The following is a 15401-nucleotide window of genomic DNA, read 5'->3' as shown; positions in this document are numbered from 1 at the left end:
TGTTGTTAATGTGTTTATTTATTATTATTTAATTATTTATACTAAAAAATTATACTATTTTTTAGAAAATAATCAATTAAATTGTATAATTTTATGAGTTATTCAGTTGTTGTGTAGAAAGAAATATGAATAAAAATTACTTTTTATTTATAAATAAATTACTTTTAAAGAAAAAAAGCACAATTATTATTCCTGTAATTAATTTATTAATGATTATATTAACTTTAATTTTAAATTTCACTCTTGCTAAAAGTATAGAGAACTTTTTGATTATTTTTTATATCAATATTTTAATTAATGGGATTTTATCTAGTCTTTATGGTTCTATAAAAGGACTAAATATTTTTAAAGATTTACAAAGCGAAGGAATAGAAATAATTGTTTTTTCAAAAAGCATTACAAGACATAAAATAGTTTTTACTAAACTTATAAACTTTGCTTTTTGATCAATGTTATGATCCTTTGTTTCTTATTGAATTTTATCTACAACTCTGTTTTTAAATTTAAATTTCATTAATAGTTTAAATATACCTTTTTTATGAATTTTCTTAAGTCCTCTTTTTATTTATCTATTTTTTGGATTGATATCTATTTTAATTTCATCTAGATTTTCATCAAAAATATCAATAGCATTTCCTTTATTATTCTTTATGCCTTTTACAACTTTAGGGAGTATAATTTCTATATTTTCAACTTCTAGTGAAAACAAATTTGGAGAATATTTAAATATTAATTACCCAAATTATGATTCTGGAAAGTTGCTTGATGTTGAAAAATTTTATTTAAACAATAATAAAGATGAGTTATACATAATTCCTAAAAATGTGGATAATAAAAGTTTTTCACAAAGAGAAAAAGAATTTTTAGAATTAGCAAAGCAAAAATCTAAAAATTCATCAACTTTATGACAAGCATACTCATTACTTTCACTACCTTATCAATTTCTTGATATTTATAATAATAAAGATAAAGATGCTCTTTCTTATGTTTCTAAGAGTCAAATTAATAATTTAGAAAATTATTTAAATTATAAAAATTTAGATTCTGGAGAATACAATTACAAGTTAGAATTAAATAATAACAACTTATTAAAAGTTGCTATACAAGATGATGATAGTTTATTAGAAACAAAATATTCTTATTTAGTTCCTGGTGCATTAAAAAATAGTTCTCATTTTGAGAATGTAAAAAATAGAGAAATAATTTATTCAAGAGAAAATGCTTCCAATTTTGAAGTCTCATTTCCTGAAGATGATAAGATAGTTGCAGTTCCTGAAGATTTAGTTGGAAAACTAAAATGAGAAATAATTGAAGAAGTTTTAAAATCTGCTATTTTTGACAAATATGCCTATAAAACCTTTATAAAAGTTAAAAATTATAATAAAAATGATCTTTTAAAATACTTCGAAAATATACTTTCAAGTAATATTAATAACACTAACGATGATAATTTTTCAAAAGTTATTGATAATAATACAGAATTATTAAAAGAGATTATTGACACAAATAAAATTAAAAATTTAACTGAAAAGAAAATTTATTTTATCACTTCACTACTTTATTATGCTTACTTTCATCCTGAATTCAATAAAGTTATTTTAACTTTACTTGAAAAAGAAAATGATGGCAAAAAATATTATAATCCTGACAAATTTGAAATTTCTTTTGATAATAAGAAATATTTTATTGGTGGATATTCTACTTACAGTCCTATTCAACAAATAAAAAATGATAAAATCATTTATCGTTTTAGTTTAGAAGAAAGTAATAATTTCTTATTTCAACCTGTTGATGAAGTATATTCATACAAAGCAACAAATAGAATTGTTTATAATAAAAATATTAATTTAGTAATATGATCTTTAGTTGTAACTATTCTTGCTTTTTCAAGTTATGTAGTGTATAAAAGAAAGGATTATAAATAATGAATAATAATATTTTAGAAATAAAAAATTTAACAAAAATTTATAATAAAACCAATTCTGGTGTTAATAGCATAACATTTAGCGTTGAAAAAGGTAGTTTTCATGCATTTATAGGGGAAAACGGTGCAGGAAAAACAACAACTATAAAAAGCATTATAGATGCTTTTAGTGGATATACAGGAGAAATCTTAATTGATAATATAATAAATACCAAAGAAGAAGCTAAATCCAAGATAGGTTATGTTCCTGAAAACGCTTTATTTCCAAAAGGATTGACAACTTATGAATATTTATTTTACTTAGCCCAATTGTCTAAAATCCCTAAAAATACAGCACAAAAGAGAATAGATTTATTTTTGCAAAAATTTAAAATCGAAGATTTGAAAAATAAAAAACCTTACGATTTTTCTTCAGGACAAAAAAAGAAAATCCTTTTAATTCAAGCACTTATAAACGAACCAGAATTACTCATTTTAGATGAGCCTGCAGCAAATTTAGATCCTTCCGCTCGTTTTGAATTATTTTCTATATTAAAAGAATTAAATCAAGAAGGAAAAACAATTTTTATTAGTTCACATATTTTAAAAGAAATAGATGAATTTACTACTTATGTTACTTTAATCCATGAAGGAAAAATTTATTATCATGGACTAAAAGAAAAAAGTTTAGAAGATATTTTTTATGAAAAAGTCATTAATAAAGAAAATTAAGTTGTTTTCAACTTCATTTATCATTACAAGTCCTATTATTTTTGTTGCAAGTTGCAATCAAAAAACAGATAATATTTCAGAACAAGAAACAGAAATTAATTTCAAAGAAGGAGAAAATTTTGTTTATAAAAAATTTTATTCTTGAAGTTACTACAAAAGTGAAGATTTTGAAAAATTCAATATTTCTATAAAAAATCTAAATCAAAAAATAAAAGAGATATTAGATTTTATTAATACTTTAAAAGCAGAAAATAAAAATGATTTAGAAATTTTTAAAGAATTAATAACTCAAAACTATATTATCACTTCAAATACAGCTTATTTTTTAGATCAAGAAAATAAAATAACAATTAAATTTGAAAGTAAAAATACTGAAAAAGTAAAAGCTTTAGCTTGAAAAATTAATTTACAAGTTAAACACATAAATCATTATGATGATAAAGGCACTTTAAAAATAATAATTTATTTTAAAAACTAGTTATAACAGGAATTAATTCCTGTTTTTATTTTTCAAAAACTTAAAAATTGTTTATTTTTTTATGAAAAAATTCATTTTTTAATAATTTTCTTGGATTTCATATATATATATATATATATAATGAAATAGCAATGAAAAAGAAGTTATCAAGAAAAAATAAATTAATAATTTTTAGTATTTTAGGTATTTCATCCGCTATTTCTATCTCAAGTTTAGTAACATATTTTGCAACTAAATATCATCATAGAATTGAAAATAAAATAACTAATGATGAATTTTCAAGAGTTGAATTTAAGGAAACTGAAAAATATACCAATATTTTAGATGAACAAGATAGTGCTGATATTAATATTTATTATTCATCTTATGGAGTGCAAACCTTTTATAACTTAATAAGAATGGCAATGTTATCTAAAAAATCAATTATTTTTTATCATTCCAAAAATAATGTAGAAATTCAGCAGCAATTAAATACAAATGAATTGCGAAAATTTTTACAAAACGAAAGAAACGCTGATGAAATTTATTTAGAAGACTCAAAAGTCATTGAAGTAAAAGGAGAAGAAAATAAGTTTTTTGAGCAAGCTTATTATCAAGCTTATTTAAATCCAACAAAAAAAGTTAATGTTTGATTCAATTCAGATCATATTGCTTCAGCAGGAAGTTATTTTGAGAAAATTAAAAACCTTAAAAATGTTAAACTTCAAGCTATTGAGGATTCTAATGTGTTAGGTGAATATCACATTGAACATTTTTATTCGCAAGAAGAATTTAAATCTAAATACTATGATTTTTCAAAAAATGAATGAAGAACAAATTTAGGAAGTTATGATAGACTAACTCAGTACTTTAGATCTGCTGAAATGAACAACTTAAAAATTTATTGATCTGACAAGATTGTGTCTAATAAATATTCAATTTTAAATTTCAAAAATCACTTACCATTTTTTGAAAATAACAATAATTTAAAAGACTTAATCTTTACTACAAGAACTAAAGAAAATAAAAGATTTAGTTCGTTTTGATCTAAAATTACTGGTCTTGATTGAGAAAAAGAAAGAGATAAAGTTAATGAATTAAAATCAAAATTCAATAAACCAAGTTTAATAATTTTAGGTAGTGGTTATGATGAAGATTTTGATTATGTTATGACTATTATTGCTAAATTGAATTCTCAATATAATATTTTTTATAAAGGACATCCAGGAGTGAATAAAACTTCTAATGAACTTCAAAAAGCACTAAAAAACGCAAAAGAAATATCTTATTATGATTATGACCAAAAAGTAAAAAGAACACTAAATACGGCAAAAATACAGAATTTTGATATTTTAGAATCCCAAATTTCTTCTGAAGAATTAACCACTCATCACGCTAATGAAGAAAAGGGATTGTCGTTTGATAAGTGGTTTGCAACCGACTATTCAACAAGTGCACTTTTTGGATTGAAAAACAACAAAAATAATTTTGAAGATTTAATTGGATTTGTTGATTTACTTTCAAACAAAGAAGACTTAATTTGAAACGATGAAAAGGAATTTACAACTAAATTTGAATCAATAGTTCAAAAAATAGCAACAAAAAATATTTTTGCTACTTTAAAAGAAGAATCTAAAAATAAAGATAAAAGCAAACTTCAAAAAGAAGATTTTGTTTTAACAACATCTACCAATTCGTTAATAACCAATTTAACCATTAAATCCATAGAAAAAGTAAATGAACAAGTAAAATTACAAATATCTTTTGAATACAATCCAAGAGAAGTAGATAATCACAATAGTTATACTGTAGAAATTGTTTACATTTAGTTCTAAAATTAATCTAACAAAAAACGATTTTGTGCTATAATTTAAAAGCAATATATGGAGATAATAACTGTATGAAAATACTTAATTTGTTATTTGAATATATTTTCCTCTATAAATTTGCATTACATTAATAAGGAGGTTCAATGAATTCTTTTAGACAAGAAAAAGAAAATATTGTTGCTGAAGTTAAAAATAACATTCAAAATTCTTCTTCATTAGTTATTGCTGAATATCGTGGATTACATGTTTCAGATTTTGAAGAATTAAGAAAAGAATTAAAATCAGCAGGTGTTAAAATTAAAGTTTATAAAAATAGACTTTTCAAAATTGCATCTAATGATTTAGGTTATTCAGAATTAGAGTCAACTTTAGTAGGTCCAAATGTTTTCGCATTTGGTGGAGATGACGCTATTGCACCAGCAAAAATAATTTCTAAATTTAGCAAAAAACACCCAGAAGTTGTTTTAAAAGGTGGAATTTACGAAAATCAAGTTATTGATGCAGCTGAAGTTCAAAAAGTTGCTTCATTACCAAGTTACGAAGAAGCTCTTACAATGCTTGCTTCATCATTGATGGGTTCATTAAGACAATTATCAGTTGGACTAAAAATGTTAGTCGATGAAAATAAATTAGTATCAGAAGGAGAAAAATAAAATGGCAAAATTAACAAAAGAAGCTTTTATTGAAGCTTTAAAAGAAATGAATATTAAAGAAGTTATGGAATTAGTAGATGCAATGAAAGAAGAATTCGGAATTGATCCATCTGCTGTTGCTGTAGCTGCTGCTCCAGCTGCTGAAGCTGCTGAAGCAAAATCAGAAGTAAACATTACATTAAAAGGTGATGGTGGACAAAAAGTTAATGTTATTAAAGTAGTTAAAGAAGTTTTAGGATTAGGATTAATGGAAGCTAAAAAATTAGTAGATTCTATTCCTGTAGTTCTAAAAGAAAACGTTAAAGTTGCTGAAGCAGAAGACATCAAAGCTAAATTAGAAGCTGCTGGTGCTGAAGTTTCATTAGGATAATAACAATAATTTAAAAAAAGAAAAATTCCTGAGCATAAACTTGGGAATTTTTTTGATAAAATTAAAATATGAAAAATATTATAGAAATAGAAAATTTACTTTATAAAAAAGAAAATAAAAACATTTTACAAATAGAATCTTTATCTATTCCAGAAAAGAAAATCATTTCTATAGTAGGACCTTCTGGTGCTGGTAAAACAACTTTATTAAATTTGCTATCACAATTAGAAAAACAATTTAGTGGAAATATTAAATTTTTAAATAATTTAAAATTAGAACAAATAGGATATATTTTACAAGAAAATGTTTTATATGAGCATTTATCTGTTTTTCACAACATTTATTTAAGTGCTAAAAATTCATTAAACTGAAAAAAAGAAAAAAGACTTCAATTTATAGAAGATTTTTTGAAGCATAGTAATCAACAAATTAAAAACAAATTAGCTAAAAAAATAAAGAAATATACAGAAAACAGTTTTTTTAAAAAGGAAAAATGATTATTTTTATCCCTATGATGAAAACTTTTATTTTTAACTTTAAAATATGATAAAAAGCAAACAAAAAAAATATGAAATTTTCTATTTTTTATAAAAAAATCTTTTAAAAAAGATCTAAAAATTATTGCAGAAAAACTTGAAATTAATAATTTAATAAAACAAGAAGCAAGCAAACTTTCAGGTGGACAAAAACAAAGAGTAGCGATTACGAAAGCATTAATTAAAAATAATAAACTTTTGTTACTAGATGAACCTTTTTCAGCTTTAGATATTAAAATTAAAGAAAAAACTTTAGAATGAGTTATTAAATTAAAACAAGAATTTGATTTATCAATAATTTTAATAACCCATGATCAAGCAGATGCACTCAAAATAAGTGATTATATTTTAGTTCTAAATAACGGAAAAATAGAGCAATTTGACTTAACAGAAAATATATTAAATAAACCTAATAATTATTTCGTAGCAGATTTTTTTAATTATCCAAAACTTAATTTATTAAGAAAAACAGAACAAATTTCTTTTTATGTAAGGGCAAAAGATGTAGTAATTACTAAAAGTCAAGAAAAATCAGAATTTAAAATCATTGATAAACAGATAGTTGGAAACTTTATTATTTATAAAGTGGCAAGTGAAAATAATGTTTTAACTTCTATTTCAATTGATGAGTCATTAGAAATAAATGATTTTGTTACAGTTGATATTAATTATGAAAAAATTTTGGAGTTTTTAAATGAAAAAGAATAACATAGAAATTACAAAAATAAAGGAAAAAACAGTAAAAATAACAAAAATATTTTTATTAATTTTACCTTTACTTATTTTGCTGTTTTTATTTTATATTTATCCAATTATAAAATCAACTTATGAATCATTTATTGTTTTTCCAAGTTCTACAAAAAAAACAATATTTATTTATGGACTCAATAATTTTAATAATGTAATAAATGATTTTAATTTTAAAATTGCTATTGAAAACTCGACTTTTTTATTTTTTATCCCTACATTTATATCCTTATTTTTATCGATTTTTATTGCTTATATGTTGAGCACAATTTCAATGAAAAAAACACAAAATCTATTTTTAAAACTTATTTATTCACAATTTTTTATTTCTTATTTTGCTGTTGGAATTGCTTTTTTATTGCTTTTTGGAGAACAGAATTTATTTTTTAAAATATTTAATTCTAATGCTAGTTTTACTCATGGAAATAATAAATTAAATATAAAATTATATCTTTTTATTTTTCAAGTTTGAAGATCACTATCCTTTAACATAGTTATATTTACTTTTATTTTTATTTCAATAAATAAAAAATATCATAAAGTTATGATTTTAGATAATTTAAATTTTTGAGATAAAATGAAATATTTATATTTCAAAGAATTTCAAAAACACTTATTAATTATTATATATACAAATTTAGTTTTTTCTGCTCTTTTATATCCAGGAGCAATTATGGAAGAAGATAAAATAGAAGAACTACAAGCTCATACATTATCTAGTTATGTTTTGAGCTTAATTCAACCAATAAATGGAACTTTGGAAATAGACATTAATAAGGCATATGCTGCAAGTATTTTATCTCTATTTTATTTATTATTTTTATTTTTAATCACTTACATATTTTTCTTTTTAGTGCGTTTTTTCTTTATAAAAATCAAAAAAGGAGAAAAATATGATTAAAAAAATTACCAAAGAAATTATTAAAATTTTAATCTTGTTATTTATTTTATTATTAATTTTATTTCCTTTATATATATTATTAATCACTTCATTAAAAAGTAATTATTCCACTTCTAATAATAATTATTCATTAATTTTAAAAGAGTTTGAATGATCGAATTTTAATTTTTTCAAAAATTCAATATTTTGAAAAGCAGTTTTTTTATCAATGTCAAGTTCTTTACTGCTTATATGTTTAAGAGTGGTTTTTTATACATTATTTATAGTTGGTTTATCTAAAATTAATCAAAAAATAAAAAAAGCAATTTTACTTTTTATTATGTTTTTTTCTTTTATTCCAGAATTTTCTATTTATCTTTCATTAAGAGAAATATTATCCAATTTTCATATAATAAATAATTTATCAGTTTTTTCAATTGTTTCTAATTCTATATTTTCTTATTTTTTTATTTATAATCTATTAATTAATTTTGAAAAAACAAAAAATCAATATTGAAAAGTTATTAAATTAGATAATTTAAATATATTTCAAAAAATCTATTTAGTTTATTGAAAAGAAATGAGAAATTATTATATATTATTAATTATTTTTAGTTTTATTTCATCGTGAAATGATTATCTTTGACCAAATTTTTTATTATCTAGCACAGATTCTAAAACTGTTGGTATTTGATTTAGACAAATAGGCGAAACACCTTCTGGGGGATATTTTTTAAACATTCAAGCAGCCGGTTCTTTGGTTGTTATATTATTACCTTTAGGAATTTATTTTATTTTTTCTCAAAAAATTATCAAATTTTAATTTTTTCACCTTTTATTTTAAAAAAGTATTAAAATTAAAATATTATAAAATTATTTTTTAGGAGAACAATGAATAAAAAAATATTAAAAAGTTTTTTTTCAATTACAACACTAGCAAGTGTGATTTCACTTGCAAGTTGTAATAATCAAAATCAAACAACAATTGAAAAAAAATATGAAACTAAAAAGGCACAAGATAATAAAATAGTTTTTGCAACAGCTCAAAGCAAAGTTTATCCTTTAATGATTGCGATGCAAGAACTAGTTCCTTTATACAATAAAGTTATGAAAGATAATCCTGACTTTCTTCCTATAGAACTACAGTTATCAGATAAAAGTGGTGCAAATAGCGAACTTGAATTAGCAGCTAATGAGGCAAAATATATTAAAGAAGATAGTGAAAAATTAGCTAACTTAATATTAGGAAACCAAAGTGGAGCATTTTTAGTTAATCAATATGGTAAATTATTAGAAACAAAAGATATTTTACCTAATTCATCTTTTATTAGTAAAATTTTAAAAACACATACAAAATTAGTCGGAGAAAACATTAAGGATGATACAAAAATCTTTAATTTACCTTTTGATTTAAGTGATATAGATGCTTTTTCAATTAACATAGATTTACTTGGTAAAATTTTTGAATTGTTAGAACAAAACAATGCACAAATAGATAAAAATAGTGAAGTTTATAAATACATTCAACAAAATAAAGGAAATGGAAGAAATATTCCAGAAGATTCAATAATAAATTTCATAAAGGTAAAAGCAAATAATAATATCAGCAATATTGTAGTTAATGATGAAACATTTAACAATATTACTAAAATTTTTGAATTTGCTAGATTAGTGCATAATTCCTTTGAAATTGACCAAGATAAGGCTACTAAATTTGGTAAAGATATAAGAGATTTAGCAATATTTTCTATTGACTATCAAGAAGACACATTTTTTAAAGTATTAAATAATAAACTCAAAGGTAAAAAGCTTTGAACTTTAAAAGAATCTAAAAATCCTTATGATTTATCAGAAATAGATTATGCAATTGCTAACGACACAGAAATTCAAAGAATTTTTAAAGAAACATTTGATGAATTTGTGCAAAAAAACAGCAAATTAGAAATAAATAAAGCAAACACTACAACAAAAAAACCTGTATTTTATGATGTAAAATATGAAAACAATAAAAACGAATGAGCTTCTTGAGACATAAGAGAATACAAAACAGTTTTTGCTTTTGCAGCAGCTGTTGGTTATGAACAATCTATAGATAGTCCTACAAGTAGAGCATTTTTTGCAAAAAATAATAAAGACATATCAGATAAATTTACAAGTGATTTAGATGTTTGATTAAGACCACAAGTTACAAAAAATTTACCAAGTGATAATTACTCATCTTACTTTGAAGGAGGTTCAAGTTTAATTCCTATTTCTGTTGATAATGGCGGAAAAGAAGATAAAGCAACAAAATTATTTTTAAAATGATTATATTCCGGAGAAGTTGATTATCGTGGTAAAAAGATTAAAGTAAGTGATTTAATTTCACAAAAATCATCTTACATTATTCCATTAAAAGAAAAATTAAATACAGAATCTGCAAATTGATACGATCACCAAATTGAATCTTTATCAACACAAAGTCATGAAAACGGAACAAAAATAGATACTCTAAGCAAAAAAACATCTAAAACACCAGAAGAAGAAAAAGAAATTGAAAATTTACGTAAAGAAAACGCAAAAATAGAAACAGAAATAAATTACGTAAAAGCAGCTAAAATTTCATACGAAAGTTTAAAAAACTTCGTAGATAAAAACCAAGAAGACAACGTTTTTTTACCAATAGATCAAAAATCTTCAAAAATTATTAAAGAAATTCAAACAATGCTTTTAAATTCTACTTTAAAAGAAAATGCAACTAAAATTTCTGGAGAAGCAGCATTAAATAAAATTTTAGAAATAATAAGATCAAAAGAATAGGAAAGAATGAATTCAAAAGACAGAAAATATTATAATGAAGTACATTATTTTATAGATAAAATTAATAAAAAGGTAATTTTAGAAAAAAGTTTTCACGAACAACTTTTAAAAAACAAAGGAACTTGAAACGGATTTAAAAAAATAGGTGGTTCATCAATCGGAGATGTTTTAGAACTTGATCAATTTAAATCTCAATTTTTAGCTTTTATAAGAATGTCTAAATTAGATATGCCTATTTTAGATACTAAATATATAGATGCTGGAGTAGCAATCGAACCTAAAGTTATTGATGTTATAAGAAAAATGACACAAAAAGAAGTGGAAGTTTTCCCACCTGAAAAATATTCATATGACTATTTTAAAGGCAAAGACGATATTATTGGCGGAATTCCTGATGGATACATCAAAGATTTAAATATGATTCTAGAAATTAAAACAACTCAAAGTAAAAATTTTGATAAATGAGAAAAAGGTGATTTACCTTCTGCCTATTTAAAACAAGCACAACTTTATTCTTATTTAATGGGTTGTGATACCTTTGCAATAGTAGCGACATTTTTAGAACAAGAAGATTATTTAGATCCAAAAAATTATCCAATTGAAAAAAGAAAAATAAGCACTTATAAATACAAAACAAATGTACCACAAATTGAAGACGACATTGCTAAAATAAAAGAATGATATAATTTTTATACAACCAAAGGATATTCACCACAATACAATGAAAGAATTGACGGAGAGTTATTAGAATATCTTGAATGTAGAAATGAAGAAGAATGGATAAAATTAATAGATAAGTGAACTTTACAAGGGAAAATTAAAGTAAAATAGTGGAAAAAGATTTTATAACTTTTAATCATTTTTATAAATACAAAACTTGTCAAAAATATTTTATTTGAAATAAAATTGATACTCAAAAAAATGACTTTGATATTGATGAAGAAGAACAATCAGAAAAATTTTGAGATGCTGTTAATTTTAGTGAATTACTTAATGAAGAAAATTTAAATTATGTTTCTACCAGAGCATCTGTTTTTACTTCATTAGAAAGAGAATTTGAAAATTTTATACAGCAAAAATACGGAATAAATAATGTTTATGTAGTTAAATCAAAAAACAATGAAGAAGCAATAATTGAAACAGAAAACATATTAAAAAATAACAAATATAAAGTAATTTTATATCCAGTTTTTAAATATGAAAATGCAATTGCAAAACCAACATTAATTAATTTAAAAAATAAAAAAATTTCTATTTTAAAACTTTCTACATCTACCAAAAGAAAAGATATTCTGCGTCCTTTTTGAGACTTTTGAATAACAAACAAAATTGTTAAACTTGAAAATATTTCTTTGTTTTTGTTAAATTTAAGTGAAGAAAGCAAAAAAAATGAAAAAGATTTTTCTGAAGTATTTTATTTAAATATAAACAAAACCAAAAAAAGTTTGTCTAAATCAATGGAAAAAGAATTAAATAATGATTTGTTTTTTTATAAAACAATTATATATCAGCAAGGATTAACTCCCCAAGAATATGATTCTATGATAAAAGGAGAATTTGTTCCTGAAAATAATATTTATGCAATGATTTCTTCAAGAACATTACCTATAAATTCAAAAAAGAATGAATATTATGATTTTGAAACTATTGAAGAAATTATTGAAAATATAAATGAATCTAAGTCTATTAATGATTTTGATAATTTAACAATTGAAGATAATTCGCTTTTTGGTACAAATTCAGATTTTAATGATATTTTGTCTTTAAAAGAACCAACTATATTTGGTTATAGCGGTAATATTTTAAAAAAAGAAAAAATTATTTCTTTAATTGAAAATAAAAATATAGCAAGTATAAAAACTCAATTAAACGATAATTTCCTTTATTCTCAAATAAATTCACAAGATATTAAAATTTTTAAATCTGCAGAATTAGAAAATATAATTGATATTTTAAATGATAAAAATAAAAGAATTGTATGATATGACTTTGAAGGATTTTCTTTACCTTATCCACCTATGAATGGAGTTTTACCATATCAGCAATTAGTTTTTCAACTTTCTATCAAAGAAACATTAGGTAATAAAATTATTTCTAATAATTTTGAAAATGAAAATGTTGTTTATGATCCACAAAAATTAACAATTAAAACTTTTGAAGAAATTATTACTAAAATATATTCTAATAAAGCTGATTATTTTGTTGTTTTTAATAAAGGTTATGAATTAACCAGAATTAAAGAAATGCTAAAACTAATAGAAAAAGAAGATTTACAAATGCATCAAAAATTAAGTAATTATTTTGCTCATATTGTCAAAAACACTATTGATTTAGCAGACTTTTTTAGCGGTTATTCAGAAACAAGAAAAAACCTGCCTTTTATTTTTATTCCAGAGTTAAAAGGTTTTTATAGTATTAAAAAGATAGAAAAATATATAACAAAACACAATATTAAATTAGAGCATTTAATAACTCCTTATGTAGAACTAGAAATTCAAAACGGATTAAGTGCCATGAACAAAGCTATAGCTCGTTACATTGGTTTCATCGGAGATAAAGAATGGCAAGAAATTAAAAAAGATTTAAAAAAATATTGTGAAAACGACGTAATGGCAATGATAATGGTAAAAGATTTTATAAATTTTTTAATCAAAGAAAAAACTCAAAAAAGCAAAAAATAGTTAAAAAAATGCTTCTTTGAGTTTTTTTCTTCAATTTTAGTAAATTTAATTTTTTTGATATACTAAAAATTTATTTGTATACTTGCCAAAATAATAGTAAAATGAAAAATATATAAAACTAACTAAAGGAGATTTTATGAAAAAGAAAATCAAGATTAGTAAAAAGAAAATTTCTCTAATTTCATTAGCAGCATTATTGACTACAAGTGCAATCTTAATACCATCTATTTTAATACCCACATTACATAAAAAATATAATATAAATAACAGTACTTTAGAAAGTAATGAAAATGGTTCTGCAAACAATAACACTAATACCGAAAATAAAGGAAATACAGTAATTTCTGAAAATCAAAAAACTAATATGACTAATAGAAATAATCATAATAATATTAATGAAACAGTAAATCAACAGAATGATAAAGAGATTAGTAATTCTAATAATACTGATAATTCAAATGCAAAAAATTCTAAATTATCACTTTCAGAATTTAAAACTTTTGTTAATCAATTTAATAATGATTGATCAAATATAACTAAATGAAAAACAGATTCTAAATATCAATCTATAATTGATTTAAAAACAAAGATAGATAAAGAAATTAAAGATTTAGAACAAAAAGGAGAAGATTTTGATTATAACGATGCAAAAGTTAAGTATGAGCAAGAATTAAAATCCTTACTAAATAAAATTTACAAAATTGAAGATATTACTGTTATTAATATAGAAAAAGCAAATTTAGTTCAAAAAACTAATAGCATGTTTGTTTTATCTTTAGATGTTAATGTTGTAAACTTAAAAACCAATGAAAATAGAGATTTGTTTTTATTAACTAATGATGAGCAAGTAACAACAAAAATTAAAAAGATAGATTTTAATACTTGATCAAAATTTGAAGATCAAGGTACACAAAAAATTGAATTTGTTATTGATTATGAAATTCCAAGAACAATCACTTTAACAAATTTAAAATTAGGAACACAAAATAATGATTTAATAATTAATCTTCCAAATTCTTTAAATAAATCTATAACATTCCAAAGTTTAGAGTCAATTGCTAAAAATTGACAAAAAGAATATGAACCACAAACTAATAAATATAAATTTTGATTTGAAATTTTCAATAATTTAACTTTAGGAAACAAAGCTAATAAAGTGACTTTTGAAACTTCAAATGGAAATGTACAAGCAGATTTTGTTTCAGAAGTATTAAATGAAAATGCTCATAAATATATGATAACAATAGATGGTCAAGGAAATGGCGAAGAGGATTATTTAGTAAATAAAATGAAATTTGGAAATCAAACTCTTAGAACATTTACTTACAACGAAACAACATTAGCTCATATTAGAGATTGATATTACATCAAAAAACAACCACTAAGGGTAATAAATCTTGCTTTAAAACCAAGTGATTCTAGTAATAGTTTATTATTAAGTTTCTTTTGAGAAACTAAAGACATACAACCTAAAACTAATGGTGAATATAAAGGGGTTGTTAAGTTAGAGAAGATTTCTAATGGAAAAGTTATCAAAACAGAAACAAGAACTTTTAACATTAGTTCAACTTCTGATGGAGCAGCATTTATTTTAAGAAACCTAGATAGAAATACAACTTATAGACTCGCTGAACTAAGAATTGATAACCATAGACAAACTTTAGATAAATGACAATATGGACAAAGCAACGAAGCGACAACAAAGTAAAAAATAATTCAAGTTTTTGAACTTGAATTTTATTTATTAAAATTAATTTGCGGTAGTGTAAGATATTTTGTGTAAATTTCTCTTGCTTACTTTTTAGTAAGAGATT

Annotated in this window: 13 protein-coding genes; all 13 read left to right on the top strand. The window is 22.3% G+C overall.

Translation table 4 applies throughout. From position 1 onward, the window contains the following. The first annotated feature begins 125 nt into the window (after nucleotides 1-125). The 13 genes from ACXX88_RS01950 to ACXX88_RS01890 all read left to right on the top strand — a co-directional run bounded on the left by ACXX88_RS01950 (nucleotide 126) and on the right by ACXX88_RS01890 (nucleotide 15295). Nucleotides 126-1925, top strand: coding sequence for a hypothetical protein (locus ACXX88_RS01950; protein ID WP_458559426.1), 1800 nt, complete (start codon nucleotides 126-128; stop codon nucleotides 1923-1925). After that, on the top strand, nucleotides 1925-2635 hold the full coding sequence (locus tag ACXX88_RS01945; RefSeq protein ID WP_458557674.1) for an ABC transporter ATP-binding protein: 711 nt from the start codon (nucleotides 1925-1927) through the stop codon (nucleotides 2633-2635). Before ACXX88_RS01950 ends, ACXX88_RS01945 begins: the two co-directional genes overlap by 1 nt. Further along, entirely contained in the window at nucleotides 2607-3113 is a 507-nt protein-coding gene (locus ACXX88_RS01940; RefSeq protein ID WP_458559425.1) for a hypothetical protein, read from the top strand. The genes ACXX88_RS01945 and ACXX88_RS01940 overlap by 29 nt, the downstream gene beginning before the upstream one ends. A 131-nt stretch (nucleotides 3114-3244) precedes the next feature. Then, nucleotides 3245-4921, top strand: coding sequence for a hypothetical protein (locus ACXX88_RS01935; protein ID WP_458559424.1), 1677 nt, complete (start codon nucleotides 3245-3247; stop codon nucleotides 4919-4921). A 143-nt stretch (nucleotides 4922-5064) separates the two neighbouring features. Continuing rightward, on the top strand, nucleotides 5065-5574 hold the full coding sequence (gene rplJ / locus ACXX88_RS01930; RefSeq protein ID WP_436358406.1) for a 50S ribosomal protein L10: 510 nt from the start codon (nucleotides 5065-5067) through the stop codon (nucleotides 5572-5574). Nucleotide 5575: 1 nt separating this feature from the next. Next, nucleotides 5576-5944, top strand: a complete 369-nt coding sequence (rplL, locus tag ACXX88_RS01925; protein WP_436358405.1) for a 50S ribosomal protein L7/L12 — start codon at nucleotides 5576-5578, stop codon at nucleotides 5942-5944. Nucleotides 5945-6012: 68 nt separating this feature from the next. Beyond that, nucleotides 6013-7188 (top strand): ATP-binding cassette domain-containing protein, encoded by a 1176-nt coding sequence (locus ACXX88_RS01920; RefSeq protein ID WP_458559423.1) that lies wholly within the window; start codon nucleotides 6013-6015, stop codon nucleotides 7186-7188. Next, nucleotides 7175-8128: a sugar ABC transporter permease gene (locus tag ACXX88_RS01915; protein WP_458559422.1), complete on the top strand. Its 954-nt coding sequence runs from the start codon at nucleotides 7175-7177 to the stop codon at nucleotides 8126-8128. Before ACXX88_RS01920 ends, ACXX88_RS01915 begins: the two co-directional genes overlap by 14 nt. Beyond that, the gene (locus ACXX88_RS01910; RefSeq protein WP_458559421.1) at nucleotides 8121-8930 is read left to right on the top strand and encodes an ABC transporter permease subunit; all 810 of its coding nucleotides are present in this window, start codon (nucleotides 8121-8123) and stop codon (nucleotides 8928-8930) included. The genes ACXX88_RS01915 and ACXX88_RS01910 overlap by 8 nt, the downstream gene beginning before the upstream one ends. Before the next feature lie 68 nt (nucleotides 8931-8998). Then, complete coding sequence (locus ACXX88_RS01905; protein ID WP_458559420.1) at nucleotides 8999-10906, top strand: P68 family surface lipoprotein; 1908 nt, start codon at nucleotides 8999-9001, stop codon at nucleotides 10904-10906. Nucleotides 10907-10912: 6 nt separating this feature from the next. Beyond that, complete coding sequence (locus ACXX88_RS01900; RefSeq protein ID WP_458559419.1) at nucleotides 10913-11737, top strand: MAGa7180 family putative nuclease; 825 nt, start codon at nucleotides 10913-10915, stop codon at nucleotides 11735-11737. After that, nucleotides 11737-13587, top strand: a complete 1851-nt coding sequence (locus tag ACXX88_RS01895; protein ID WP_458559418.1) for a DUF2779 domain-containing protein — start codon at nucleotides 11737-11739, stop codon at nucleotides 13585-13587. The genes ACXX88_RS01900 and ACXX88_RS01895 overlap by 1 nt, the downstream gene beginning before the upstream one ends. Before the next feature lie 136 nt (nucleotides 13588-13723). Next, complete coding sequence (locus ACXX88_RS01890; protein ID WP_458559417.1) at nucleotides 13724-15295, top strand: hypothetical protein; 1572 nt, start codon at nucleotides 13724-13726, stop codon at nucleotides 15293-15295. The last annotated feature ends 106 nt before the right edge of the window (nucleotides 15296-15401 follow it).

It is taken from the genome of Mycoplasma sp. 5370 (assembly GCF_054343435.1).
The sequence above is the reverse complement of the archived record's forward strand: the minus strand, read 5'-3'. Positions and strand labels throughout refer to the sequence as shown.